The following is a 25,740-nucleotide window of genomic DNA, read 5'->3' as shown; positions in this document are numbered from 1 at the left end:
TACTCAACCCTCGTACCCACCCGGTGCACAGGTCTCCCGCCCCCCGTCTAGGCTGAGGCCGCACAGGCGTTCACGAGCGGGGGAGGGGCGGTGGCGGTGAGCTCCGCGCGACGGCTCGCGACCCTCCTGCCGGTGATGCTCTGCGCACTCTGGTCCCTGCTCCTCGTCCCGGTGTCCGGCGCACCCGCGCCCGGGCCGTCGGCCGTGGGCGCGGCACCCGCGCGGGGCCTGCCGCACGGGAGCGCCGATCACCGAACCGGCCCCCACGCCGTTCCCCGGGCCACCGCGCAGGAGCAACAGCTCGCGGCCGTCGCCGTGGTGGGCCTCCCGGCCGCCGTCGAGCACCCCTCGCGTTTCCCGGCGGCGCCCGGAGCCCCGGCGGGCGCGCTCCCCGACCTCTCCGCACCCGCGCGCGGCCTCCTCGCGGGCGACCCGCGCCGCGAAAGAGCGCCGCCCGGCGACCCCCACGGACCGCACGCACCGCGCGGCCCACCCTCCACCCGGCACAGCTGACGTCCCCCCGCGTCGCCGTCCGGGCCATCGGCATGTCCACGGCCCGGCGCCCGACGCGCATCCGACCGAACGCCCCGCACGGACAGCGGGCGCCGCCTCCCCGAGGCCGCGCCCCGACGCGCCGTGCGCCCGCCCGTGGAGAACCCATGTCCTCTCGTGCCTCGTTCCGGCGCGCGCTCCTCGCGCTCGCCGTCGTCGCGCTCTCCCTCTGGATCACCCTGACCACCCCGCCGCGCCTCGGACTCGACCTCCGCGGCGGCACCCGCATCGTCCTGCAGACCGAGGACGGACCCACCACCCGCGCCGACGCCGCCGCCACCGACCGCGCCCTCGAAGTGCTCCGCAAGCGCGTCGACGGACTCGGCGTCGCCGAGCCCTCCCTCGCCCGCTCCGGCGAGCGCCGCATCGTCGTCGAACTGCCCGGCCTGCGCGACCCGCGCCGGGCCGCCGAGACGATCGGCCGCACGGCGCAGCTCACCTTCCACGCCGTCACCGGAGCCTCCCCGGGACCGGCCGGACCGGCCGCCGCCGACGGGACGCGCGTCCTGGCCGACCCGGACGCCCCCGGGAGCTTCCTCGCCCTCGCCGCGCCCGCCCTCACCGGAGACGGCGTCAAGGGCGCCGAGGCCGTCCTCGACACCACCACCGCCCGCGGCTGGACCGTCGACCTGTCCTTCCGCGACCGCGCCGCCGACAGCTGGGCGCGGTTGACCGGCGACGCCGCCTGCGCCGCCCCCGCGGACCCGGCGCGCCGCGTCGCGATCGTCCTCGACGGCCGGATCGTCTCCGCCCCCGGCATGCAGGCGGGCGTTCCCTGCGGGGCGGGCATCGGCGGCGGCTCCGCGCAGATCACCGGAGGGTTCTCCGCGGGGGAGGCACGCGACCTCGCGGCGCTCGTCGAGGGCGGCGCGCTGCCCGTGCCGGTGACGACGGTCGAGCAGAGCACGGTGGGCCCGACGCTCGGCGCCGAGGCGATCCGGGCCAGCGCCCTGGCCGCCGTCATCGGCCTGGCCTGCACGGGCCTCTTCGTGATGGTGGTCTACCGGCTCCTCGGCGTCCTCGCCACCATCGCGCTCCTGCTGTACGGACTGATCTCGTACGCCGCGGTCGTCGCCGTGGGCGCCACCCTCACCCTGCCGGGGCTCGCCGGTTTCGTCCTCGCCATCGGGATCGCCGTCGACGCGAACGTCCTGGTCTTCGAGCGGGCCAGGGAGGAGTACGCGCTGCTCGGGCGTACCGCCGGACGGGATCTGCGCAGGCCGGTCGCGACGGCCTTCGGCAAGGTGTGGAGCGCCGTCGCGGACTCCCACGTCACCACGCTGCTCGCGGCCGGTCTGCTGTTCGTCTTCGCCACCGGACCCGTCAAGGGCTTCGGCGTGACGCTCGCGATCGGCGTCCTCACCTCGCTGATCACCGCCATGGTGATCACCCGGCTCCTCGCCGACCTGACGCTCGGCCTGCCCGCCGTCCGCCGGAGGCCGCAGGTGACCGGCATGGCCGCGCTCGGCCGGCTGCGGACCCGGCTCACCCGGCGCGTGCCGCGCCTCATGGCCCACCGGCGCCGCTGGCTCACCGGCTGCGCCGGGCTGCTCCTCGTGGCCCTCGCGGGGATCGGCGTCCGCGGCGTGGAGTTCGGGGTCGAGTTCACCGGCGGCCGGGTCGTCCAGTACACGGCAGGGCGGCCGGTGGACGCCGACGCCGCGCGGGCGGCCGTCACGGCCGCCGGGTTCCCGCACGCCGTCGTGCAGACGACCGGCGACGGCGACGTCTCGGTGCGCGTCGGGGAGACCGGGGACGGCGAGCAGCGGGAGATCAGGGAGGCGCTCACCGAGGTCGCGGGCCCGGTGGCGGTGGAGCGGGACGACCTGATCGGCCCGAGCCTGGGCGGGGAGCTGCGCACCCACGCCCTGCTCGCGCTCGGCCTGGCCGTGGCGGCGCAACTCCTTTACCTCACGGTCCGGTTCCGCTGGACGTACGCGACGGCCGCGGTGGCGGCGATGGCGCAGGACGTGCTGCTCGTGATCGGCCTGTTCGCCTGGCTGGGCAAGCCGGTGGACAGTGTCTTCCTGGCCGCGCTGCTGACCGTCGTCGGCTACTCGGTCAACGACTCCGTGGTCGTCCTCGACCGGCTGCGCGAACTGCGGCGGCGGGGCGGGGGCGTGCCGCTCGCGGACCTCGCCGACCGAGCCGTCGCCCAGACCCTGCCCCGTACGGTCAACACCGGCATGGGCGCGCTGTTCGTCCTGGTGGCGCTCGCGGTGCTGGGCGGGGACTCGCTCACCGACTTCTCGGTGGCGCTGCTCGCGGGCGTCGTCCTCGGGATGGCGTCGACGGTGTTCACGGCGATGCCGCTGGCCGTCGCCCTGGAGACCCGCCACCCGGCTCCGGCCGTCACCGCGCCGCGCCGGCGTGCGGGGGCGGTGGTCTGACGGAGCCGGCCCGTCGCCCGTCTCGTACGGGAGGGCGACGGGCCGGCGTCCCGGTCAGGGGTGGTCGAACCAGGAGAGGGCCGCGATGCGCCAGCCGTCCGGAGTCCGCACGAACTGGAGCGTCTTGGCGCCCTCGCCCTCGTACGGCTTCCCGTCGAGGATCCCGGACTTGCGGTAGGTCCCGAACCGCGACGCGATGTCCCCCTCGACCCGGGTCTCCTCGGAGGTCTCCCACTCGGAGAACTCGACGAGCCGCCCGTCGGCGAGGAGCCGCTCGCGCGGCTCCACGAACTCCTCGACGGAATACGTGGTGAAGGCGGGGGCGGTGCAGACGATGACGCCCTGGGGCAGGACGAGCCGCCGGATCCGGTCCACGTCGGCGGCCCGGCCGCCCCGGTTGTCGAACGCGCCGTAGAACTCGGCGGTCACCCGGTCGATCTCAGTCTTGGACATGACGGGACTCTACGCCTCGGGCGAGCTCCGCCTCGATCAGGTCGGCGGCCCGGACGGTGCCGCCCTCGCGGGCCATCGACGCCTGGATCTCCCGTGCGCGGCGGGCCACCTCGGGGTCGTCGAGGAGTCCGGTGACGGCCTCCCGGAGGCGCTCGGGCGTGACCTCGTCCATGGGCAGGTGCCGTGCCACGCCCAGGGACTGGAGCATGTCGGCGTTCCCGAACTGGTCGACGGCCTGCGGCACGGCGACCATGGGGGTGGCGGTGGCCAGCCCCTCCTGGCTGCCGCCCGCGCCCGCGTGGGTCACGAAGGCGTCGGCCTGACGCAGGATCGCCAGCTGGGGGACCCAGGAGCGCACTTCGACGTTCGGCGGGAGCGCGCCGAGCTCGGCGGGGTCGACGAACCGGCCGATCTGGAGGACGACGTGCCAGCCCGGCAGGCCGGCGAAGGCGGCCACGCAGTCGCGGTAGAAGCCGGGCTGCTTGGTGAAGGAGGAGCCGAGCGAGACCAGGACGACCTTCTCCGCCCCCTCGGGCCGCTGCCACGTGCCCTGTTCGGCGCGGGCGCCCTGGCAGGCGCCGACGAAGGTGTACACGGACTCGTCGACCCGGTCGGCGTGCGGCTGGAGGGCCCGGGGGATGAGGACGACCGCGCGGCGCGGCCGGGCGACGAACCGGTCGGGGTGGGTGCGGATCCCGTGCGCGGCCAGCCACTCCTCGAAGCGCGCGTAGTAGGCCCTGCCGCGCGGCGAGGCCTTCAGCTCGGCGGACATCGGCTCGGCGACCTCCTCCTCGTACCCCTCCCACGGCACCAGGTTCGGCCACAGGGAGACGGCGGGCACGCCCCAGGCGTGGGCGAGGACGGGGGCGGGGTACGAGGTGATGTCGTGGAGGACGAGGTCCGGGCGGTCGTCCTCGAAGGCCCCGGCGAGCTGCGGCAGTGCCTGCGTGGCGTCGGCGAGGAAGGGTTCGAGGTTGTCGATCAGCTCGGTGCCCCAGGCGTCCGGGTCGTCGTCGGTCGGCAGCGTCGAGGTGTAGACGACGGGCGTGGCCCCCGTCTCCGCGACCTTCTCGGCGAAGGACGCGGGGACGGCGTAGCTGACGCGGTGTCCCCGGGCGACGAGCTCTCGGATGACTTCCAGGCTCGGGTTCACGTGTCCGTGGGCGGCGATGGAGAACATGGCGATGTGCGCGGGGGATGCGGTGGTCATGACGATCACTGTAAGCGAGACGATACGTATCGTCTAGTCGCGAGGGAGTTCTCCCGGGTGCTCAGGCGCCCTCGCGCACATGGGGTGTGCATGTCAAGATGCGGTTCGGTCCACGCCCACCGACCCAGGGGACGCAGTGAAGACACCCGCGTACGCCACCAGGGGCGCCCTCGCCCTCTCCGGCGCCCTCGCGCTGATCATCGCCCTGCCGAGCAGCGCGCTCGCCGCACCGCCCACCGCCCTGCCCGCCCGCGCCGACGGCCTGGAACAGACCTTCCAGCCGGCCTTCGACTACGACACGGACGGCTGCTACTCCACCCCCGCCATCGGCCCCGACGGCACGCTCAACGGCGGTCTCAACCCCTCCGGCGCCCTCAACGGCCAGTGCCGTGACGCCTCGGACCTCACCAACACCAACGGATACGCGCGCGCCAAGTGCAACAACGGCTGGTGCGCGATCATCTACGGCCTCTACTTCGAGAAGGACCAGGCGGTGGCGGGCAGCGGTCTCGGCGGCCACCGGCACGACTGGGAGCACGTCGTGGTCTGGGTGCAGAACGACCAGGCCCAGTACGTCTCCACCTCCGCCCACGGCAACTTCGACACCTACGGCCGCGACCGGATCCGCTGGGACGGCACCCACCCGAAGGTCGTCTACCACAAGGACGGCATCGGCACCCACTGCTTCCGCCCGGCGAACTCCAACGACGAACCGCCCGAGAACCACCAGCACACCTGGCAGTACCCGAGCCTCGTCGGCTGGAACGGCTACCCGGCGGGCATCCGAGAGAAGCTCTCCCAGGCCGACTTCGGCAGCGCGGTCTTCGGCCTCAAGGACGGGAACTTCGCGGCCCACCTGGCCAAGGCGAAGCCGGCCGGCATCCCCTTCGATCCGTACGCGTGATCACGAAGGGATGAACATGCCCCGATGCCGCCCCGCCGTCACCGGCGGGGCGGCACCCTGCTGACGTGCGAAAAGAAGACAAAAAGGTAGTTCCCGGGCAGCGTGGTGCCGCACCCGGCTCCGGCCGGACCGGGCATTCCCCGACTCCCGATCGGGTCCCCACGGACCGGAGGCATCACCGGACCCCTTCCCCCGGGGAACGCCTCCGCTACTGGTTCGACACCACCCTCACGCGCGGCATCGCCGCGCTCTGCGGCTGGCTGGCCCTCGTCTGCCTGGCGCTCGTCGTCCCCGTCAGCACCGTCCTCGCCTGGACCGACCAGCGCACCCCCGCCTCCCTGGGCTCCAGGATCGCGGCGGTGTGGCGCAACACCGGCCAGACCATGCGCCTGGGCGGCGAGGTCGGCCCCCCGCTGCGCGTCGCCCTGTCGGTCCTCCTCGCCCTGATCGCGCTCTTCTACGTCTCCACCCTGGTCAGCCTCATCACCACCGGCCTCACCGACCGGCTGATCGCCCTCAACCGGGGCCGCGGCAGCATCCTGGAGCACGGACACACCGTCGTGCTCGGCTGGTCCGAGCAGATCCCGACCGTCGTCTCCGAACTCGTCGCCGCCCGCACCGACCGGCGCCGCCGGGTCGTCGCGGTCCTCGCCGACCGCGACAAACCCGCCATGGAGGAGGACCTCCACGCCACCGTCGGCAACACGGGCCCCACCAGGATCGTCTGTCGCACCGGCCGGCCCACCGATCCCGCCGCACTCGCGCGCGTGAGCCCGGCGACGGCGGACAGCGTCCTCGTCCTGCCCCGCGACGACCCCCGTGACGACGCCGAGGTCGTCAAGACCCTGCTGTCCCTCTCGGCCGCCGTCGGCGAGACGGCTCCCGTGCGGATCGTCGCCGCCGTGCGCGACGACCGGCACCTCGGCGCGGCCCGCCTCGCCGGCGGTCCCCTGGCCACCGTTCTCGACATGGACGACCTCGCGGCGCGGCTCCTCGTCGACTGCGCGCGCCAGCCCGGACTCTCCCTCGTCCACCAGGAACTCCTCGACTTCGCCGGACACGAGTTCCACACGGTCCCCGCGCCCGCGGCACCCGGCCGGACCTTCGCCGAGGCAGCCCGCGCCTGCCCCGTGTCGACCGCCGTCGGCCTCGTCCACGCCGACGGCACGATCGCCCTCAACCCGCCCCGCTCCACCCCCCTCCGCGCCGACGACACCCTCCTCGTCATCGCCGAGAACGAACGCTCGACCCGCCTGACGGTCACCCCCGCACCCCACGACCCGACCGCGTTCGCGCAGACACCGGACGCGAGCCCACCGCGCCCCGAGCGCTTCCTCCTCCTCGGCTGGAACCGCCGCGCGCCCCGGATCGCCGCCCACCTGGCGCGCCGCACACCCCCCGGCTCCACCCTCGACGTCGTGGCCGAGCCGCGCACCGCCACCCGCACCGGGATCCGGGCCGTCGTCGCGGCCGCCGGCACGCGTCTGACCGTGCGCCACCGGCCCGGCGACCCCACGCTCCGGGAGACCACGGACGCGCTGGAACTCGCCGGCTACGACGCCGTCATCGTCCTCGGCCCCGACCACCGGCCCGGCCGGCCCCACTCGGACGACCTGACGCTCGTCACGCTCCTCCACCTGAGGGAACGGGAGCGGGCGAGCGGCCTCCGCGTCCCCGTCGTCACCGAGATGACCGACGACCGGAACCGGCTCATCGCGCCGCGGGCCCCCGGCGCCGACTTCGTCGTCAGCGGCAGGCTCATCGGACTCCTGATGACCCAGATCTCCCAGAACCCGCACCTCGCCGCCGTGTTCGAGGAACTCCTCGCCCCCGACGGCAACGGCCTCCACCTCCGCCCGGCGGCCGAGTACATCAGGACCGGACGCACCGCGTCCTTCGCCTCCGTCGCCGCGTCCGCGGCCCGCCGCGGCGCCTGCGCCATCGGCTACCTCACCCGCCCCGGTGCCCCGCCCGGCCACGGCCTGCACGTCAACCCGCCCAAGGCGGAGGTCCGTCACTGGCACCCCGAGGACCGGATCGTCGTCATCACCGGCACCACGCCCCCGGCTCCCGCGGAGGTCCAGTAGGTTGCCCGGCATGACCGAACGAAAGACCGTCAGCTGGCCGCCCGCCCCGATACGCACCGAACGGCTCGTGCTCCGTGAGTCCGGACCCCAGGACCGTGCCGCGTTCATCGACCTGTTCGCCTCACCCGAGGTCGGCACCTACGTCGGCGGCGCCCGCTCCCGCGAGGAGCTGGACTCGATGCCCGAGGTTCCCGGCCGTCGCTTCGGCGTCTTCGTGATCGAACGCGACGGGGCGATGATCGGCATGGTCACGCTGGACCGCCGCGCCGCGGAGCGCCCCGGACACGTCCGGCCGGACGGCGACGAGAGGGAGCTCGGCTACCTGCTCCTGCCGCAGGCATGGGGACAGGGGTACGCGGCCGAGGCGTGCGCCGCCGCACTGGACTGGTTCTCCGGCACGCACCCCGGCGAACCCGTGGTGCTGGCCACGCAGACGGCCAACGACCGCGCGCTGCGCCTGGCCGGGAAGCTCGGGTTCACCGAGGTCGAACGGTTCGAGGAGTACGGCGCCGAGCAGTGGTTCGGCGTCCGCACCCCGGTCACGCCGTCCGCCTGAGACCGACGGCCCCTCAGACGGCGGGCTTCCGCGCCTCGATCAGCGTCCGCGCGGAGTGGGCCACGAACGGCCCCTCCGCGCGGATCCGCGCGTCCAGCTCCCGCAACCGGGGCAGCTGCCCCTCGACCGTGAACCCCGGCACGATCCAGATGACCTTGCGCAGGAACCAGATGACGGCCCCGACGTCGCGGAACTCCATGCGCAGCCGTTCGGCGCGCACGTCCACGACGTCGAGCCCGGCCGCCCGCGCCGCGCTGGTCTCGTCGTCGGGATGGCGGTGCAGCGCTGCCTCGGGCTGCGGCCCGAGGAACCACTCGACCAGCTCCCAGACGCTGGCCGGCCCGACGTGCTGGGCGAAGTAGGTGCCGCCCGGCCGCAGGACGCGGGCGATCTCCGCCCACCAGACGGTGGCCGGGTGACGGCTGCTCACGAGGTCGAAGGCGGCGTCGCCGAAGGGCAGCGGCGGCTCGTCGGGATCGGCCACGACGACCACCCCCCGGGGGTGGAGCAGCGCGGTGGCCCGCGCGACGTTCGGCGGCCACGACTCGGTCGCCGCCATCGTCGGCGGGAGCACCGGGACGCCGCCCAGGACCTCCCCGCCGCCCGTCTGCACGTCGAGCCCGGCCGAGACGGCCGCGAGCCGCTCGCCGAGCAGCCGCTGGAAGCCCCAGGAGGGCCGCTCCTCGCTCGCCCGGCCGTCGAGCCAGGAGAAGTCCCAGCCGTCGACGGAGGCGGCGGACGCCTCCGCGACGAGATCGTCGAAACCACGTGTCATGCCTTCATGATCGCGGTAGCGGCACGACCCCTGTGCCCCGCCGCCCCTCCCGGCCGGTGACAATGGCCCGCATGGACGAGGAGCACCGGGACGCGCGGGGCCGGCTCCTGGCCGGGCTGCGGCTCGACCGGGTGGCGGCGGAGGCGGCCGCCACGGTCGGCGGGCTGCCCGCCTACCGGGTCCTGGACGAGACGCAGGCGGTCGGGGAACTCCTCGCCGTGATGGAGACCGCGCTCGCCGCGCTCGCCGAGGGCCGCGCCCCCACCGGCCGGGAGCGCGCGGCGTTCAGGGAGTTCGGCGCCCGCAGGGCCGAGCAGGGCGTCCCCCTCGAACCGCTCCTCGAAGCGTTCCGGCTCACCTCCCGCCACGCCTTCGACGCCCTGTACGCGGCGGCCGGACCGTCCGGCGAGTCCGCCGCGGCCCTCGCGCTGACGCGGGACTTCTGGCTCTGCTGCGACCACGTCTCGGCGGCGGTGATCGAAGGCCACCGGCGGTGCGGGACGGAGCGGCCCCGGGACGTCCGGGAGCAGCAGGCGCGCGTACTGGGCCGGTTGCTGAACGGTGAACTCCCGCCCGACCGGCTGCCGTCGGCCCACCGCCTGCTCGGCCTCGACCCGGCGGGGGAGTACGTCGCCTTCCACGCCGGTCCGCTCCCCGAGGCCGAGCGGGCGGCCGTCGAGGGCGCCCTCCGCGCGCACGCGGCCGCGCTGCGCGCCGACCCCGCGTCCGGGTGCGTCGCCGGGCTCGCCGAACCCGGCGCCCTCTCCCCGGTGCGCGCCCCGGTCGGCCTCGGCCCCGCCGTGCCGCCGGCCCGGGCGCACGAGTCCTACCCGGGGGCGCGCCGGGCCGCCGGGCTCGCCGCCGTCTTCGGTCTCCGCCGGCCCGTCGCCGACGGCGAGCTGCCGCTGCACGCCGCCGTCCTCGCCCTCCCGGCGACCGGCGCACGGCTGGTGGACCGCTGCTTCGGCCACACCGGCGGAAACCGCCGCGCGACGCTCGTCCGCAGCCTGGACGCCTACCTCGCCTGCGACGCGAACGCCGAGGCGGCCGCCGCCGTCCTGTACGTCCACCCGAACACGCTCCGGTACCGGCTCCGCGCCTTCTCCCGCGACACCGGACTCGACCTCGGGCGGCCCGAGGACACGATGAGCGTCTGGTGGGCGCTGCGCCACCTGGAGGCCGTGGCCCGGCCCCGGGGAGCGGACGGCGGCGCGCAGACGGCGGGCTGACCCGTACGCCACCGTGGTTCTTGTCGGCGGCGACAATTCCCGGCGACCCGCTCTTGGCGGCCGCGCCATCGCCCCGCGCGCGGGGGACGGGCACGGTGGTGGGTACCAGCGGGGACGCGCCGAGCACCCCGGAGAGGAACCGGAAGGGACGACGCCCCGATGCCACAGAACTACGGCGACTACCAGAACGAGATCTACTTCGACGGGCTGTTCGGCACCGTCCCCACCCTGCCGATGACCTTCGCCGACCTGGAGGCCAGGGCACGCGCCGCGCTGCCGCCCTCGATCTGGTCCTATGTGGCGGGCGGCGCGGGCGACGAGCACACCCAGGAGGCCAACGTCGCGGCCTTCCGGCGCTGGGGTCTCGTCCCGCGCATGATGGTCGGCGCCGCCGAACGCGACCTGTCCGTCGACCTGTTCGGCATGCGGCTGCCCTCCCCGCTGTTCATGGCACCGGTCGGGGTGATCGGGCTCTGCGCCCAGGACGGGCACGGCGACCTCGCCACGGCCCGCGCCGCCGCCCGTACCGGAGTCCCCATGATCGCCTCCACGCTCAGCGTCGACCCGATGGAGGAGGTCGCCTCCGCGTACGGCGACACGCCCGGCTTCTTCCAGCTGTACACGCCCACCGACCGCGCCCTCGCGGAGAGCCTGGTGCACCGTGCCGAGGCCGCCGGATTCCGGGCCCTCGTCGTCACCCTCGACACCTGGGTCACCGGGTGGCGCCCCCGCGACCTCGCCACGAGCAACTTCCCCCAGCTGCGCGGACACTGCCTGGCCAACTACACCTCGGACCCGGTCTTCCGGGCCCGCCTCGCCAAGGCGCCCGAGGAGGACCGGGGCGCCGTCGTGGCGGAGTGGGCGGGGGTCTTCGGCAAGCCGCTCGTCTGGGACGACCTCGCCTGGCTGCGCTCCCTCACCGACCTGCCGATCCTCCTCAAGGGCATCTGCCACCCGGAGGACGTCCGCCGCGCCAGGGACGGAGGCGTCGACGGCATCTACTGCTCGAACCACGGCGGACGCCAGGCGAACGGCGGGCTTCCGGCCCTCGACGCGCTCCCCGGCGTCGTCGCCGCCGCCGACGGCCTGCCCGTGCTCTTCGACTCGGGCGTCCGGACCGGGGCCGACGTCGTGAAGGCCCTCGCCCTCGGCGCCACGGCCGTCGGCGTCGGCCGCCCGTACGCGTACGGGCTCGCGCTCGGCGGTGAGGACGGCATCGTGCACGTCCTGCGTTCCCTGCTCGCCGAGACCGACCTCATCCTGGCCGTCGACGGGTATCCGACCCTGGACTCCCTCCGCGTGGAGGGCGCCCTGCGGGCCGTCCCGCCGCTCGTTCAGCCGGTGGGGGTGAGCACCACGTAGGTGACCGGGGTCCCGTCGTCCATCGTGCCCCTGAAGAACTGCTCGTTCAGCAGGGGTGAGGTGGTGAGCACCGAGGCCAGGACGCCGGCCGCGGCGGCGAGGAACTCCAGGACCGCGGGCGCCCCTTGGAAGAGCGCGTCCTCGATCGCCTTCTGCCCGGCCTCCGAGAGGACGTCGGTGAGGAAGTCGTCGAACTCGCCCGGCGCGTCGGGCGGACCGTTGAAGATCTGCACGTAGTAGCCGCGCTCCTGGCGAGGGCTGACGGTGATCCGGGCGTCGTCGCGGACGGGCCTGCCCTGCGGTGCCTCGGACGGGATCGGAACGAGGGTGCCGTCGGGATCGGGAGCGGCTTCGAACCGGGTCGTGCTGTCGCTCGCCGGGTTGGGAAGTGTCTCTGCCATGTCGAACCTTCCAGCGGGCACGCTGTGCGCTCCCTTCGAGGCTACACCCGAGGGGTGATCCCCGCAGGTCGGCGCGGGGCTACCCGGCGGGTGAACGCCCGCTCCCGGCATTCGAGTTGCGGCGGTGTGTCGCGCCCGGGCGTCCGTTAGGGTCGGGAGCGTCGGACATGACGAGGGCGTCGGACGTCACGGGGGGCTCGCCTTGGATCGCCTGGCCGAAGCGGAAGTGGAAGCGGGCCCGGCCCGGCGTGCGACCGGGCGGGCGGCGCCCGAGGTGCTGCCCGCGTCGCTGCGCGGGTGGCTCGGCCCGGTCGCGGCCCTCGCCGCACTCGCGGTCGTCGCGCTCGGGGTCCTGTACGCCGGGCACGGCGGGCCGGGGAAGGCGGACCGGTGGATCCAGCCGATGCCGGACGACGTGGATCCGCGCTGGTGGGACCTCGCCCACGCCGTCGACTTCCTGGGCGAACCGGCCGGCGCGGCGAGCCTGGTCGCCGCCGCCGTGGCGCTCTGCCTGCTGCTCCGAAGCCCCCGCGCGGCGGTGCTCGTCGTCGCAGGCGTCGGCCTCAGCGTGGCGACGACGACGCTGCTCAAACCCGTGGTCGGACGCACCATCCACGGTGACGACAACCTGTCCTACCCGAGCGGCCACACCGCGTTCCTCACCGCGTTCGCCCTCACGGCGGCACTGCTCCTGGCCGCGCGGCTCGGCCTCGGCAGGGCGGTCGGCACGCTCCTCGTGCTCGTGGCGGCGCTGCTCGGCGGCGCCGCCATGGGCTGGGCGCAGGTCGTCCTCAGCGCGCACTATCCGACCGACACCCTCGGCGGCTGGTGCACGGCCCTCGCGGTGGTCCCGGCGACCGCCTGGCTGGTCGACCGGGCCGCCGGCCGGATGGCCGGCCGGCGGCCCGGTTCCGGCCGGCGGGACCCCCGCTGACCTCGGCTCACGCGAGGCGGCGGAACACGGGCTTGACCGGCCGCCCGCCCAGCCAGGGGGTGGGGTCGCCGGCGTCCAGGGCCTTCCGGTAGACCGCGCACGCCTCGGCCACGACCTCGACGGTGCGGTCGATGTCGGCGTCGTCGAGCGCGCTGCTCACCACGAACGACGGGGCCAGCACCCCGCCCGCAAGGAGCCGGCGGAGGAACAGCGTGCGGTACGGCTGAGAGGGCTGCCCCCGCTCGTCGAGGGTCGCGAAGACCAGGTTGCTGGCCCGGCCCCGGACGAGGACGTGGTCGCCGACGCCCATGCCGGCCGCGGCCGCGCGGACACCCGCCGCCAGCCGCTCGCCGAGCGCGTGCAGCCGCGCGGTGACGCCCTCCTCCACGTACGTGGCCTGCACGGCCATCGCGGCGGCCAGCGCGTGCGTCTCCGCGCCGTGCGTGGTCGAGAGCAGGAACACCCGGTCGGCGGAGTGCCGCAGCCCGCCCCGCTCCATCAGCTCGCGGCGCCCGGCGAGAGCCGACACGGCGAAGCCGTTGCCCAGCGCCTTGCCGAACGTGGAGAGGTCGGGAACGACCCCGTACAGTCCCTGGGCCCCGGCCTCCGACCACCGGAAACCGGAGATCATCTCGTCGAAGACCAGGAGGCAGCCGTGCCGGTCGGCCAGCTCCCGCAGCCCGGCGAGGTACCCGGCCGGGGGTTCGGTGTGCCCGGCCGGTTCGAGGATCAGACAGGCGATCTCGCCCTCGTGGCGGGTGAGCAGCTCCTCCGTTGCGGCCAGGTCCCCGTAGGGGAAGGCCACGGTGAGGTCGGTGGTCGCCGCCGGAATGCCCGCGGACATCGGCGTGGTGCCGATGAACCAGTCGTCGACGGAGAAGAACGGCTGGTCGCCGCAGATCGCCACCCGGGAGCGTCCGGTGACCGCGCGGGCGAGGCGCACCGCGGCGGTGGTGACGTCGGAGCCGTTCTTCGCGAACTTCACCATCTCGGCGGTCGGCACGGTGGCGAGGAAGCGCTCCGCGGCGTCGATCTCCAGCACGGACGGCCGGACGAAGTTGCCGCCGCGGTCGATCTCCCGCCGCACCGCCTCGACCACGCGCGGGTGGGCGTGGCCGAGGCTGACCGACCGCAGGCCCGAGCCGTACTCGATGTAGCGGTTGCCGTCGACGTCCCACACATGGGCGCCCCGGCCGTGGCTGATGACCGGGGCCAGGTCCTCGGGGTACTGGTCGTCGCCCTTGGCGTAGGTGTGCGCGCCCCCCGGGATCAGGGCGTGCAGCCGCTCGTTCGCCTGGCGCGACCGGGGCAGGAGGAAGTCTTCGGTGTTCACGCTGGTCTCACTTCTCCGCTTGCTTCAGGGCCTCGGCGAGGCGCGGCGCCTCCCGGTCCCGCTGGGACATCGAGGTGGCCGGCAGCGGCCACGGGACGGCGAGCTCGGGGTCGTCGAAGGCGATCGTCACGTCCTCGGCGGGATCGTGAGGACGGTCGATCCGGTACGAGGTGTCGGCGGTGTCGGTGAGCGCCTGGAAGCCGTGCGCACACCCGGCCGGGATGTAGAGCGTCACCTGCGTGTCGCCGGACAGCTCGAACGTGGCCACGTTGCGGTACGTCGGCGACTCCGGCCGCAGGTCGACCACCACGTCGAAGATCCTCCCGGACGAGCAGCGCACCAGCTTGGCCTCACCGGCGCCCGCGCGCAGATGGAGGCCGCGCAGCACGCCGCGCACCGAGCGGGACACGCTGTCCTGGACGAAGGCGTCCGGGTCGAGACCCACCGAGCGGACCACGTCGGCGTCGAACGTGCGGCAGAAGAAGCCGCGTTCGTCGGCGTACGGCGTCGGTTCGAACAGGAAGGCGCCGGAGATCTCCGGGACTTCGGTCGCTTTCATGGGGTCTCCCGCAGGGCGTGGACGTGGGCAGGGCGGTGCTTCGGGAAGAGCGCCGCGGTCAGGGCGGCGAACTGGTGCTCAAGGCGGCGGGCGGCGGCCCGGTTCCGCTCGGCGAGGGTCCGCCGCAGCTCCGCCGAGCCCTTCTCCAGCTCCCTGAACTGTTCGAGCAGCCGGTCGGCGTCGACCTCGCGGGCCGGATGGCAGTACGCGCCGAGGCCCATCCGCTCCATGAGCGCGTCGCTCTTCGTGGCGTAGCTGAGCGCGAGCGTGGGCGTGCCGGCCTTCAGCGCGCAGACCAGGTTGTGGTAGCGGGTCGCCACCACGGTGTCGGCGGCCGCCGTCTCCACCGTCAGTTCGGCGAGGGAGGCCGCCCCGGAGGCGGTGACCAGCGGGGAGTCCACCGCGTCGAGGATCGCGGCCACCACCGGCTCGTCGCAGGCGTCGCCGGTGAGCAGCCGGACCGTCCTGCCCTCCTCGACGAGCGCGCGGACGAACCGCGTGGTCCCGTCGAGGTAGCGCCGGTGGATCTCCTCCGCGCGGGCACGGTCGTCGTTGCCGCCGTGGAAGGCCATCACGCCGACGCACACCGGACCCGGGCGCCCGCCCCGGTCCGCGGGCGGCGTCGGCAGGGCGAAGGCGAGGTCCGGGTAGACCTCGTCCCGCGCGGTGTCCACGCCCATCGCCCGCATCGCGTCGCGGGACTGGGTGTCCCGGTACGAGCGGTACGCGGCGAGCCGCGCCGACCAGCGCACCAGGTTCCGGGTCGCCCGCTCGCCGATCGGGCCCGCGCCGACGCCGGCCAGCGCGACCCGGGTGCCGAACAGCCGCCCGGACGCGCAGAGCAGGAACAGCGCGTAGGGAAAGCCCCACGGCCGCAGCGGCAGCGTGGCCTCCAGGACGCCCATGCCAGGCACGATCACGACGTCGTGCCGGCGCACCCAGGCGGCGGTCCGGACGGCGTCGACCAGTTTGCCCAGGCCCTTGCCGGCGATCGCGCCCGCGCGCGACGCGGTCCGGTACTCCCCCCGGTACCAGTGCAGTCGGGTCGCGGGGATCCCGAACCGGGCCGTCACCGCTTCGGGGCCGCCGCACAGCGCGTCCACGACCGCTTCCGGGTGCTCGGCGCGGAGGTAGCCGAGCACGGCTTCCAGGGACCCGTCGTTGCCGAGGTTCCCCGAGCCGAGCAGGCCGAAGACCCCGACCCGTACCGGAGTCACCCCTGCCTCCCCGTACGCCCCGCCCGGCCCTCGCGCCCGGCGACCAGGTCGTCGACGGAGACCCCGAGCCGCGCCGGGTCGACCGGCGTGCGGTCCTCGACCCGCTCGCCCGCACCGGGGCGGACGCGGCTGGTCGCCCACGCGGCCAGGTGGCCGTGGCAGGCGCGCCGGTCGGCGGCGGACAGCGGCGCGCGCTGGATCGCCGACACGAAGCCCCAGACGTACTCGGCGAGCAGCCGGGGCGTCGGGTGCAGCACGCCCGCCCGGCGCGGGTCCAGGTTGACGCAGCGGGAACGCTTCGACGGGTTGGCGCGCTCGGCGCGGGTCGGGTGGTCGCGGCGGAAGTACAGCAGCTCCGGCACCTGGTGGAACGGCCCGTGCAGACCGATCTCGGAGACGAACGTGCGGTCCGCGTGGTGGTAGCTGTCGTGCGGCTTCACCCGGCGCAGCACATCGGCCCGCATCACCCCGTAGAAGTCGTCGCCGCCGGGCTCGAACAGCATGCTGCGGAAGCGCTCCGGCGCGGACGGGGAAGCCGTCGCCAGCGTGTACTCGTACGGCACCTTCACCTGGCCGTCCTCGTCGATGACCGCCTGGTCGGCGTGGGCGAGGATCACCTCGGGACGCTCGTCCAGCGCCTCCACGCACCGCCGCAGCAGGTCCCGGGCGTACAGGTCGTCGTGCGAGGCCCACTTGAACAGCTCGCCCCGGCACTCGGTGAACACGTAGTTGTGGTTCGGCGCGGCCCCGACGTTCCGGGGCAGCCGGATGTACCGGATGCGGGAGTCCTTCTCGGCGTACCGGAGGCAGATGTCCCGCGTGCCGTCGGTCGAGGCGTTGTCGGAGATGACCAGCTCGAAGTCCTCGTACGTCTGGCCGAGCAGCGCGTCGAGGGACTCGGCGAGGTACTCCTCGCCGTTGTACACGGGCAGGCCGATGCTCAGCCGGGGTCGGGCGGTCATGAGGTCCTCACTTCGGGAATGGAGTTCTGGTGGTGCTCCCGCAGGGCGGAGCGCAGCTGCAGCCACCACACGGCCGAGCCGCAGACGGTCGCGGCGGCGACGCCCCAGGCCGAGCCGACCGTGCCGGCCACGACCGCGCCGCCGAGTCCGCCGGCGACGTAACAGGCGGAGGCGATCAGCTGGCTGCGCAGACTGCGCCGGGCCGCGCCGAGCGCGCGCAGCCCGGCCGCCGCGCCGGTGCCGAGACCGGCGCCCGCGACGCCGACCGTGACCGGCACGATCAGCTCGGAGGCGGCGCTCCAGACGCCCCCGAGCACGAACGCGCCGGCGCGGTCCGGGACGAGCAGCAGCGCCCCGCCCCAGAGCAGCGCGCCGACGGCCTGCCCGCCGCCGAGCAGCAGGCAGAAGGCGCCGAGGCGGTGCGGGGCCCGCCGCAGCACCCGCGCCGCCTCCGCGACGGTGACCAGGGACAGGCCCATCAGCACGGCGAGGAACGGGCCGAGCAGCAGCTCGGCGCCCCGGACCACGCCCACCGCGCCGACCCCGACGATCGCGCCGAGCCCGTACGCCCGCAGCTGGCTCGCGCCGCTGTTGGTGACGTTCTCGACGAGGTACCGGGAGCCGAGGTCGCGGTGGGCGCCCAGCCACTCGCGCGCCCCGGCCGGCCGGGGCCGGATGCCGGACTGGAGCCAGCCGTACGCCGCGGCCACCGCGGCGGACCCGCCCCAGGCGAGCACGAAGGCGGCGACGCTGCCCACGCGGGCGGCGACCACCATGGCGGGGACCAGCGCGACGGCCCACACCATGTCGTTGACGAACGCCTTCCGCCCGGCGCCCGCGGCGAAGAACGCGAACCGCCACGCGTCCTGGAGCAGCAGCCCCGGCAGGACGACGCCGAGGCAGGCGAACGCGGTCCCCACACGGCCGCCGAGAGCGAGGCCGAACAGCAGGGACAGCGCGCCGAGGGCGACGCCGACGCCGAGCGCCGTCCCCGACGACCGGGCCACCGCCCCCCGCCACGTCGCGGCCGGCACGCCGCTGAAGCGGACCACCAGCGGGTCGGTGGACAGGCCGCGGGAGACGTTGAGCACCACGCCGTACGTCACCCAGGCCAGGCTGAACACGCCGAACGCGGTCAGCCCCAGCGAGCGCGCCACGTAGATCCCCACCGCGAAGTTGGACACGCTGGAGGCCGCCTGGTCGGCCAGCCCCCAGGACAGCCGGCCCGCCACGGCCCGCTTCCCGGTCCGCCGGTCCGGCGGTGTCGTCGTCTCCTCCTCGGTGGTCATCGGCGTCACGCCTTGATCAGCCCGGCGGCGGCCAGGGCGTCGGCGGCGTCGGCCACCGTGTCGAAGGGCAGCCCGGACCGCTCGGCGACGTCGAGCAGACCGTGCTCGCCGTCGGAGAGGCTGAGCACCCACAGCATGGCCATCTGCGCCTGCTTGGTGTCGCTGCGGCCACCGAGCGCCTCGTACAACCCCCGCCTGCCCAGCTGCGGTTCGCCGTAGGGGCTGAGGTTGACGTACCGGCGGTTGCGGTCGAGCACCGCGAAGGCCTCCTGGCAGACGGCGAGGGTGTCCGCCATCGCCTCCGGGGAGACGAAGTCCGGGTTGTCCGCCGAGGTGTGGTACTCGGGGTAGCCCGCGTAGGGGGTCCGGCTGAGCGAACCCACGCCGAGGTCGAACCCGGGGGAGCAGTACTGCCGCTCGTCGTAGCCGTACGGCGTGAACTCGTCGACCGTGTGCGGGCGTTCGGACGCGCGCAGGACGTGGGCCATCACCCGGTCGATCTCCGCGTCGCCCCGCCTGCTCCGCTTGTACGTCAGCTGCCCCGTGTCGCCCGCGCAGGCCAGCACCAGGCCGTGCTTGACCTCCTCGATCCGCTCCTGGTTCCGGGCCAGCCAGGTGATCGCCCCGATCGTGCCGGGCGCGTAGACGAAGCGGTACGTGTAGTACGGCGTCCGCTCCGCCAGCGCCCGGGCGAGGAACGTCGCCACCGCGATGCCCGCGAGGTTGTCGTTGGCCAGCGACGGGTGGCAGACGTGACAGGAGACGATCACCTCCTCGGCGACCCGCCCGGGAACCACGTGTTCGGCGTAGGTGAGGTGCCCGTCGCCGAGAGTGGAGTCGATACGCACCTCGTAGTCGCCCTCGGGCAGCGCGTCCAGGGTCTCCTGGGTGAGGCAGAACCCCCAGGCGGGCTGGTAGTAGCTGGTGCGGTACGGCACCCAGCCCGGGTGTTCCGGAAGGGTGTACAGGTGGTCGCGCAGCTCGGACAGGGGCATCGTCGCGGACACCGGCACGCTGTAGCCGAGCACGTGCAGGCTGGACGCGGCGAAGTCGACGACCCGCCGCCCCGAGGCGTCGGCGACGTACGCGTCCCGGATGTTCCACTCCTGCGGCACCGTCCAGTCGAGCACCTGGGTCCCGGTCGGCACCTCGTGCACCCGCAGCGGGACGTACTCGCCGATGATCTCCAGGGTGGCGCGCACCCCGTCGCCGGTGATGCTCCGGCAGAGCGGGTACAGCCGCTCCACCAGCGCGTGCATCTCCTCGCCGAGCTCGGTCACCGGCGCCACCGCAGGGTGTCGTCGACGGCACCGGTCCCCGACGCCGCCCGCAGCACGGCGAGGCGGGTGAAGCGCTGCTCGAAGTCCTCCCGGCTCAGCACGTGGTCCCGGTAGGCGTCGGCGAGTTCGAGCGCGCCGCGCTTCACCGTCCACTCGACGTCGAAGCCGGGGACCGCCTCGCGGAACCGGGAGAAGTCCACCCGGTACGAACGCGGGTCGGCGCCGTTCTCCCCGGTGATGACCACCTTCGCGCCCGAGACCGCCTCGGCGACCTGCTCGGCGATCTCGGCGACCGTCACGTTGTTGACCTCGCTGCCGATGTTGAACGCCCGGTCGTGCACCGCCTCCCGGGGGGCCGTCAGCGCGGCCGTGAACGCCCGCGCGATGTCGGCGGCGTGCACCAGCGGACGCCAGGGGGTGCCGTCGGAGAGGACGAGTACCTCGCCCGACAGCAGGGCGTGGCCCACCAGGTTGTTCAGCACGATGTCGGCGCGCAGCCGCGGCGAGTAGCCGAACGCGGTGGCGTTGCGCATGTACACCGGGGTGAAGTCGTCGTCGGCCAGGGCGTGCAGGTCGTCCTCCACGCGCACCTTCGACTCCGCGTACGGCGTCACCGGCCGCAGCGGGGCGTCCTCGCCCACCAGCTCGTCTCCGCCGGCCGCGCCGTACACCGAGCACGTCGAGGCGTACAGGAAGCGCCGCACCCCGGCCTCGCGGGCCAGCTCGGCGAGGCGTACGGACGCGTGGTGGTTGATGTCGTAGGTGAGCTCCGGCGCCAGCGAGCCCAGCGGGTCGTTGGAGAGCGCGGCCAGGTGGATCACGGCGTCCACCCCGGCCACGTGCTCGGCCGTGATGTCACGCAGGTCCACCCGGTGCCCCGGAGGGTCGGCGGGCTGCGGGCCGAGGACGCAGTCGGCGAACAGGCCGGCGTCGAGGCCGACGACCTCGTGCCCGGCGGCCGCGAGGACGGGAGCCATGACGGTGCCCAGGTAGCCCTGGTGTCCGGTCAGCAGTACGCGCAAGGTTCATTCCCCCAGATCGAGAGTGAGTTTGGTGACGGTGAACGCCTCGGCGTAGCGCGCGTGGCATTCGATGCCGCGGATGCGGGCTAGCCCGAGGAAGGCCTCCCGGTCGTACCAGGGGCGGTGCCGCTGCGAGGGATAGTGGTCCTGGAGCAGGCGCACCTTCTCCTCCGCGACCTCCGGCGCCAGCGGCTGGTACGCCGTGGGACGGCCGAGATCGCCGTCCCATTTGACGATCTCGTAGCGGAGCACCAGGTGGTCGCGGAACGCGGTCGTCACCAGCTTCGCGAGCCCGCGGTGGTCCTGGTGCGCGTCGTCGGTGCGCGGGGCCAGGATCAGCTCCGGCTCGGTCCGCCCGCGCAGCTCCTCCACCGCGGCCTTGGCCTCGTCCCAGTGCACCGGCAGCCGGCCGTCCGGCAGCTTCAGCACGGTCAGCCGCAGGTCGGCGCCCGGACAGAAGGCGGCGAGCGCCGCCCGCTCCTCGTCCTCGCGCTCGGTCCCGCCGCCCGAGAGCACCAGGACGTCGACGCGGACGCCCGGCCGCGCCCGGCACAGCGTGAGGAGCGTGCCGCCGGCGCCGATCGCGATGTCGTCGCAGTGCGCCGCCACCGCGACGACCCGGTCCGTACGCCCGGCACCCAGGCGGATCACGCCCGGGCTCCCGTGGTCGTCCCCGCGCCGTCCCGCTCCCACACGGCCCACGGGCGGTCGCCCGCGGCGTAGGCGGCATCGAGCGCGGCCCGCTCCTTGACGGTGTCGGTCGGCTTCCAGAAGCCGCGATGCCGGTGCGCCACCAGTCGGCCCTGCTTGGCGAGACCGGCACAGCCGTCGGCGACCAGGTCCCCGTTCTCCGGGATGTGGTCGAAGACCTCCTGGCGGAGCACGAAGTAGCCGCCGTTCTCCCACAGGGGCATGTCGCTCACCGCGGTGATGCCCCCGACCAGGCCGTCCTCGCCCAGGTCCACGCAGTGGAACGACTGCTGGGGCGGCACCACCATCATCGACGCACCGGCGTCGCGCCGCGAGAACCGGTCGACCATCTCGTCCAGCGGGGCGTCGGTCAGCACGTCCGCGTAGTTGGCGAGGAACATCTCGTCGCCGTCCAGGTGGTGCCGCACCCGGCGCAGCCGCTCGCCGATCGGCGACTCGATGCCGGTCTGCGCGAAGGTGATCGTCCAGTCCGATATGTCGGTGGACAGCAGCTCCGTCCGTCCGCCCCGCAGCACGAAGTCGTTGGACGTCGTCTCCTCGTAGGTGAGGAAGAAGTTCTTGATGTGGTGCGCCCCGTAGCCGAGGCACAGGATGAACTCCGTGTGCCCGAAGTGCGCGTAGTACCGCATGACGTGCCAGATCAGCGGGCGCGGACCGACCATCGCCATCGGCTTCGGCACGTCGTCCGAGGCTCCGCTGCGCATCCGCATCCCGTAGCCGCCGCAGAACAGTACGACCTTCATGCCTTCACCTCGACGATGCTCAGTTCCGGGATGGGGAAGACGAGCCGGCCGCCCCACTCGTGCACGAAGGACAACTGTTCGACCAGTTCCTCCCGCAGGTTCCACGGCAGGACCAGGACGTAGTCCGGCCTGTCGGCGGCGATCCGCTCGGGCGGCAGGATCGGGATCCGGGTGCCCGGGGTGAACCTGCCGTGCTTGTACGGGTTCCGGTCGACCGTGTACGCGAGCAGGTCGGGCCGGACGCCGCAGTGGTTGAGCAGGGTGTTGCCCTTGCCCGGGGCGCCGTAGCCGACGACCGTCTCGCCGCGCTCGGCCGCGTCGATGAGGAACCGCAGCAGGTCCCGGCGCACCTTCGCCACCCGGGCCGAGAACTCGGCGTACCCGGACAGCTCCTGGAGTCCCGCCGCCTTCTCCCGGTCGAGCACCTCGGCCACCCGGGCGCTCGGCTCGCCCGCGACCCCGGTCGGCCGGGCCCACAGCCGGATGGAGCCGCCGTGCGTCGGCAGCAGCTCGACGTCCACGAGCGCGAGCCCGCCGCTCGCGAGCGCCCGGGCCGCCGAGGCGACCGTGTAGTACTGGAAGTGCTCGTGGTAGATCGTGTCGTACTGGTTCTCCTCGATGAGGGTCAGCAGGTGCTGCACCTCGATGGAGACCCAGCCGTCGTCGGCGACCAGCGAGCGCAGCCCCTGGGTGAAGCCGACCACGTCGGGGATGTGCGCGTACACGTTGTTGGCCACGACCAGGTCCGCCGGGCCGTGCTCGGCCCGCACCGCCGCGCCGGTCTCCGGCGACAGGAACGCCGTCAGCGTCGGCACGCCCGCGTCCCGCGCCGCCGCACCGACGTTCACGGACGGCTCGACGCCCAGGCAGCGGATCCCCCGGTCCACCACGTGCTTCAGCAGGTACCCGTCGTTGCTCGCGACCTCGACCACGAAGGCGTCGGGACCGAGGCCCACGCGCTCCACGGCGCCGGCGACGAACGTGCGCGCGTGCTCCACCCAGGACGTCGAGTACGAGGAGAAGTAGGCGTACTCCTGGAACGTCTCCTCCGGGGTGATCAGCGGAGGGATCTGCGCGAGCCAGCAGTCCGTGCACACCCGCAGGTGCAACGGGTACGCCGGTTCCGGCAGGTCCAGTCGGTCCGCGGCGAGAAAGCTCTCGCACGGCGGCGTCGCCCCCAGGTCGACGACGCTCGCCAGCGCCGCCGAGCCGCAGAGTCGGCATCGTGTCATTTCTCCTGCCCCCCATCTCCGCCCGCGCGGATGCCCCGCGACGAGCCGGCTTCTTCGATCCCTACCGGCGGCGCGCTGTTCCCGCCGCCCGCCCGGCCCGCGATCGCGGTCCGGTACTCCTCCAGCAGGCGTTCGAGCCCGACGGACGGGCTGAACCTCTGCTCGTAACGGCGCCGCGCCGCCGCGCCCATCTCCCTGTTGCGGACCGGATCGCCCGCGATCCGGCGCATCCGGTCCGCCAGCGAGGCGGCCTCGCCCGGCGCGTGCAGCAGCCCGGTCACCCCCTCGTCGACGAGCTCGACGAAGGCGCCGTGACCTGCGGCGACGGCCGGGACCCCCGCCGCCATCGCCTCCGCGACCACCAGACCGAACGTCTCCAGGGACATCGAGGGCGCCACCACGGCGACCGACCGCGCGACGGCCCGCCGGCACTCCACGGGGTCGAGGAGCCCGACGTACGACACGTCGTCGCGGCCCGCCGCCCAGGCGGTCACCTCCCGCTCCAGCGGCCCCGCGCCCGCGATGACGAGCGGCACGCCCACCCCGCCGCCCGCCGCGATCTCGTCCCACGCGGCCATCAGCGGCCGCACGCCCTTGGCCTCCGCCAGGCGGCCCAGGAAGAGCAGGTGCTCGCCGTCGCCCTCGCGGCGCACGCCCGGCTCGGGCACGAAGTTGTACTTCACCGACAGCCGTTCGGCCGGCATGCCGGAGCGCACCAGGATGTCGCGCTGCGCCCCGGAGATGCAGAGGAACCGGTCCACTCCGGACCACCAGCGCCGCCGGTTGACCGTCATGCTCACCGCCAGCGGAACCGTCGCGAGCCGCGAGTCCCGGTAGCAGCCGTGCCGGACGGCGGGCAGCGCTCCCGGCGTCCCGACGCACTCGGTGCACTGCCGGCCGTCCCGGTGCAGCGTGCCGGGCGGGCAGATCTGCGTGTAGTTGTGCAGCGTCGCGACGACGGGCACACCGGCGTCCGCGCAGGCGGCGAGCACCGCGGGCGACAGCAGCGGGAAGACGTTGTGCACGTGCACCACGTCCGGCCGCTCCGCACGGAGCAGGGCGGCGAACTCCTTGCGCACCGCCGGGTTCCACGGCACGAGCAGCGGCACCGCGGCCTTGCCGAGCAGGGACCGGGCGGCGATCTCGTCGCTGCGCCGCTCGAACAGCTCCACCCGGTGGCCGGCCGCGCGCAGCAGCCCCACCTCCTCGTCGACGACGCGGTTCTCCCCGCTCGGCTGCGCCGACGAGTAGCGGTTGTGCACTACGAGGACATGCATGGTCAGGTCACCTCCGGGCCCAGCGCGGGATACGTCGTCGGGGGGTCTCGACCGCCGGCGGCGGCGGCGTCGCCTCGGCGGGTGCCGCGAGCAGCGAGACGGCCAGGGCCAGGTGCAGCAGGTACGCCGAGGCGTCGCCGAGCCCGACCTCGGTGTACGAGGAGAGCGCGCAGTAGCTGATCAGGAAGATCGCGCACGCCCTCGGCAGCGACGGCGGCCGCAGCAGCGCGACACCGCCGAGCACGATGACCATCGCCGCCACGATGGTGACGCCGACGAGGCCCTGCTCGTCGTAGACGGCCAGCCAGCTGTTGTCGATGGGAAGGCCGTCGAACGACTTGTCGCCCAGACCCATGCCGAACACCTCCTCGCCGACCGTCCGGGGCGCCGCGAGCAGGGCGTCCCAGACCTTGGCCCGGCCGGTGAGGTTGGCGAAGTTCTCCTGGCTCTGTCCGCGCAGGAACCAGGCCCGCAGCGCCGAACTGAACACCACCGCGCACACCGCCGCGCACACCACCGCCCAGGCGAAGAACCGGCGGGCCGCGGCGCTCGTCAGGATGAGCGAACCGATCGCGAGCACGAGCCCGATGAGCAGGCCCAGCGTGGCCGTCCTCGTGTGGGTCATCGCCAGCAGGACCAGGGACGGCACGATGACCACCACCGCGCCGGCCCCCGTGGTCCTGCGCCCGAGGAGGAGCAGCACCGTCAGCCCGATGATCACCGCGGCGTACTGCCCGATCTGCGGCGGGGTGAGCGGCCACAGCGCGCCGACCAGCCGCTGGCCGTAGTACTCGGGCATGGCCGTGCCGGGGGAGACGACCAACCCGGCGGCCACCAGGACGAGCACGGCGAAGTACATCCGGATGTGGTACCGGACGAAGGTGAGGCTGCCGTCCCACCAGCGGCTCAGCAGCCACAGCGTGCCGATGAACAGGGTCAGCCGGGCGCAGCGGAAGAGCGCGCCGAAGCCGACGTCCGGCTGCACGCTGGAGATCAGGCTCGGCACCAGCAGCAGGGTGAGCAGGAACAGGAAGGCGCTGGGCCGGAACCGCAGCCGCGGATTGAGCGCGAGCGCCAGCGCGAACGCGGTGACCAGCGCGCCCATCGTGACCATCTGGATCAGGGAGCGCGGCAGCGGGACGACGGTCTTCGCCCCGGCGGAGCCGAGCGTGTTGAGGGCGAGGCACGCCCAGACGATCCCCACGGCCTTCGGCGTGCCCGCGGTCCCCGGCGCGGCACCGGACTTCACGTTCCCCTCCATC

23 protein-coding genes and 1 pseudogene are annotated in these 25,740 nt (G+C 74.2%); 8 read left to right on the top strand and 16 right to left on the bottom strand.

Annotated elements, in window-relative coordinates; all coding sequences use genetic code 11:
- Window positions 1–96: 96 nt before the first annotated feature.
- On the top strand, window positions 97–513 hold the full coding sequence (locus tag ABTY59_RS18890; protein WP_352020099.1) for a hypothetical protein: 417 nt from the start codon (window positions 97–99) through the stop codon (window positions 511–513).
- 146 nt (window positions 514–659) lie between these two features.
- Window positions 660–2,942, top strand: coding sequence for a protein translocase subunit SecD (secD, locus tag ABTY59_RS18885; RefSeq protein ID WP_352020098.1), 2,283 nt, complete (start codon window positions 660–662; stop codon window positions 2,940–2,942).
- A gap of 54 nt (window positions 2,943–2,996) precedes the next feature.
- Here the strand turns inward: secD and ABTY59_RS18880 are convergent, their stop codons facing one another.
- Window positions 2,997–3,395, bottom strand: coding sequence for a nuclear transport factor 2 family protein (locus ABTY59_RS18880; protein ID WP_352020097.1), 399 nt, complete (start codon window positions 3,393–3,395; stop codon window positions 2,997–2,999).
- Window positions 3,382–4,642: pseudogene (gene mgt / locus ABTY59_RS18875) on the bottom strand (macrolide-inactivating glycosyltransferase); the annotation flags it as partial. The pseudogene mgt and the gene ABTY59_RS18880, both read right to left, overlap by 14 nt.
- A gap of 99 nt (window positions 4,643–4,741) precedes the next feature.
- Here mgt and ABTY59_RS18870 point away from each other — a divergent pair.
- The 3 genes from ABTY59_RS18870 (at window position 4,742) to ABTY59_RS18860 (ending at window position 8,152) form a co-directional block, all read left to right on the top strand.
- Entirely contained in the window at window positions 4,742–5,509 is a 768-nt protein-coding gene (locus tag ABTY59_RS18870) for an NPP1 family protein (RefSeq protein ID WP_352020095.1), read from the top strand.
- A 239-nt stretch (window positions 5,510–5,748) separates the two neighbouring features.
- The gene (locus tag ABTY59_RS18865) at window positions 5,749–7,596 is read left to right on the top strand and encodes a CASTOR/POLLUX-related putative ion channel (protein ID WP_502995384.1); all 1,848 of its coding nucleotides are present in this window, start codon (window positions 5,749–5,751) and stop codon (window positions 7,594–7,596) included.
- A 10-nt stretch (window positions 7,597–7,606) separates the two neighbouring features.
- On the top strand, window positions 7,607–8,152 hold the full coding sequence (locus ABTY59_RS18860; protein ID WP_352020093.1) for a GNAT family N-acetyltransferase: 546 nt from the start codon (window positions 7,607–7,609) through the stop codon (window positions 8,150–8,152).
- Between the two features lie 13 nt (window positions 8,153–8,165).
- Here the strand turns inward: ABTY59_RS18860 and ABTY59_RS18855 are convergent, their stop codons facing one another.
- Entirely contained in the window at window positions 8,166–8,927 is a 762-nt protein-coding gene (locus ABTY59_RS18855) for a class I SAM-dependent methyltransferase (protein ID WP_352020092.1), read from the bottom strand.
- 71 nt (window positions 8,928–8,998) lie between these two features.
- Between ABTY59_RS18855 and ABTY59_RS18850 the strand changes: the two genes are divergently transcribed.
- Entirely contained in the window at window positions 8,999–10,156 is a 1,158-nt protein-coding gene (locus ABTY59_RS18850) for a helix-turn-helix domain-containing protein (RefSeq protein WP_352020091.1), read from the top strand.
- 159 nt (window positions 10,157–10,315) lie between these two features.
- The gene (locus ABTY59_RS18845) at window positions 10,316–11,518 is read left to right on the top strand and encodes an alpha-hydroxy-acid oxidizing protein (protein ID WP_352020090.1); all 1,203 of its coding nucleotides are present in this window, start codon (window positions 10,316–10,318) and stop codon (window positions 11,516–11,518) included.
- Here the strand turns inward: ABTY59_RS18845 and ABTY59_RS18840 are convergent.
- A complete protein-coding gene (locus ABTY59_RS18840; RefSeq protein WP_352020089.1) occupies window positions 11,491–11,919 on the bottom strand; it encodes a Rieske (2Fe-2S) protein in 429 nt (142 codons plus the stop codon). The two genes, ABTY59_RS18845 and ABTY59_RS18840, sit on opposite strands and share 28 nt — an antisense overlap.
- A gap of 211 nt (window positions 11,920–12,130) precedes the next feature.
- Between ABTY59_RS18840 and ABTY59_RS18835 the strand changes: the two genes are divergently transcribed.
- On the top strand, window positions 12,131–12,853 hold the full coding sequence (locus tag ABTY59_RS18835; RefSeq protein WP_502995383.1) for a phosphatase PAP2 family protein: 723 nt from the start codon (window positions 12,131–12,133) through the stop codon (window positions 12,851–12,853).
- A 7-nt stretch (window positions 12,854–12,860) separates the two neighbouring features.
- Here the strand turns inward: ABTY59_RS18835 and ABTY59_RS18830 are convergent, their stop codons facing one another.
- From ABTY59_RS18830 to ABTY59_RS18775, 12 genes are read right to left on the bottom strand one after another with little or no spacing between them, the layout of a single operon-like run.
- The gene (locus ABTY59_RS18830; protein WP_352020087.1) at window positions 12,861–14,186 is read right to left on the bottom strand and encodes a glutamate-1-semialdehyde 2,1-aminomutase; all 1,326 of its coding nucleotides are present in this window, start codon (window positions 14,184–14,186) and stop codon (window positions 12,861–12,863) included.
- Window positions 14,187–14,193: 7 nt separating this feature from the next.
- A complete protein-coding gene (gene rfbC, locus ABTY59_RS18825) occupies window positions 14,194–14,745 on the bottom strand; it encodes a dTDP-4-dehydrorhamnose 3,5-epimerase (RefSeq protein ID WP_352020086.1) in 552 nt (183 codons plus the stop codon).
- Entirely contained in the window at window positions 14,742–15,962 is a 1,221-nt protein-coding gene (locus tag ABTY59_RS18820; protein ID WP_352020085.1) for a polysaccharide pyruvyl transferase family protein, read from the bottom strand. Before ABTY59_RS18820 ends, rfbC begins: the two co-directional genes overlap by 4 nt.
- Window positions 15,959–16,924: a glycosyltransferase family 2 protein gene (locus ABTY59_RS18815; protein ID WP_352020084.1), complete on the bottom strand. Its 966-nt coding sequence runs from the start codon at window positions 16,922–16,924 to the stop codon at window positions 15,959–15,961. Before ABTY59_RS18815 ends, ABTY59_RS18820 begins: the two co-directional genes overlap by 4 nt.
- Entirely contained in the window at window positions 16,921–18,213 is a 1,293-nt protein-coding gene (locus tag ABTY59_RS18810; protein WP_352020083.1) for an MATE family efflux transporter, read from the bottom strand. Before ABTY59_RS18810 ends, ABTY59_RS18815 begins: the two co-directional genes overlap by 4 nt.
- A 5-nt stretch (window positions 18,214–18,218) precedes the next feature.
- Complete coding sequence (locus ABTY59_RS18805) at window positions 18,219–19,502, bottom strand: DUF4910 domain-containing protein (RefSeq protein WP_352020082.1); 1,284 nt, start codon at window positions 19,500–19,502, stop codon at window positions 18,219–18,221.
- Complete coding sequence (locus ABTY59_RS18800) at window positions 19,490–20,515, bottom strand: NAD-dependent epimerase/dehydratase family protein (RefSeq protein ID WP_352020081.1); 1,026 nt, start codon at window positions 20,513–20,515, stop codon at window positions 19,490–19,492. Before ABTY59_RS18800 ends, ABTY59_RS18805 begins: the two co-directional genes overlap by 13 nt.
- Window positions 20,516–20,518: 3 nt before the next feature.
- Window positions 20,519–21,166 carry a PIG-L deacetylase family protein gene (locus ABTY59_RS18795; protein WP_352020080.1) on the bottom strand — a complete coding sequence of 216 codons (648 nt, stop codon included), beginning with the start codon at window positions 21,164–21,166 and terminating at the stop codon, window positions 20,519–20,521.
- Window positions 21,163–21,969 (bottom strand): glycosyltransferase family protein, encoded by an 807-nt coding sequence (locus ABTY59_RS18790; RefSeq protein ID WP_352020079.1) that lies wholly within the window; start codon window positions 21,967–21,969, stop codon window positions 21,163–21,165. The genes ABTY59_RS18795 and ABTY59_RS18790 overlap by 4 nt, the downstream gene beginning before the upstream one ends.
- Window positions 21,966–23,201 carry a class I SAM-dependent methyltransferase gene (locus tag ABTY59_RS18785; protein WP_352020078.1) on the bottom strand — a complete coding sequence of 412 codons (1,236 nt, stop codon included), beginning with the start codon at window positions 23,199–23,201 and terminating at the stop codon, window positions 21,966–21,968. The genes ABTY59_RS18790 and ABTY59_RS18785 overlap by 4 nt, the downstream gene beginning before the upstream one ends.
- Window positions 23,198–24,478 carry a glycosyltransferase gene (locus ABTY59_RS18780; RefSeq protein ID WP_352020077.1) on the bottom strand — a complete coding sequence of 427 codons (1,281 nt, stop codon included), beginning with the start codon at window positions 24,476–24,478 and terminating at the stop codon, window positions 23,198–23,200. Before ABTY59_RS18780 ends, ABTY59_RS18785 begins: the two co-directional genes overlap by 4 nt.
- Window positions 24,479–24,485: 7 nt before the next feature.
- Window positions 24,486–25,739, bottom strand: coding sequence for an O-antigen ligase domain-containing protein (locus ABTY59_RS18775; RefSeq protein ID WP_352020076.1), 1,254 nt, complete (start codon window positions 25,737–25,739; stop codon window positions 24,486–24,488).
- Window position 25,740: the final 1 nt, after the last annotated feature.

This window comes from Streptomyces sp. NPDC096079, assembly GCF_040303145.1.
Lineage (GTDB): Bacteria > Actinomycetota > Actinomycetes > Streptomycetales > Streptomycetaceae > Streptomyces.
The sequence above is the reverse complement of the archived record's forward strand: the minus strand, read 5'-3'. Positions and strand labels throughout refer to the sequence as shown.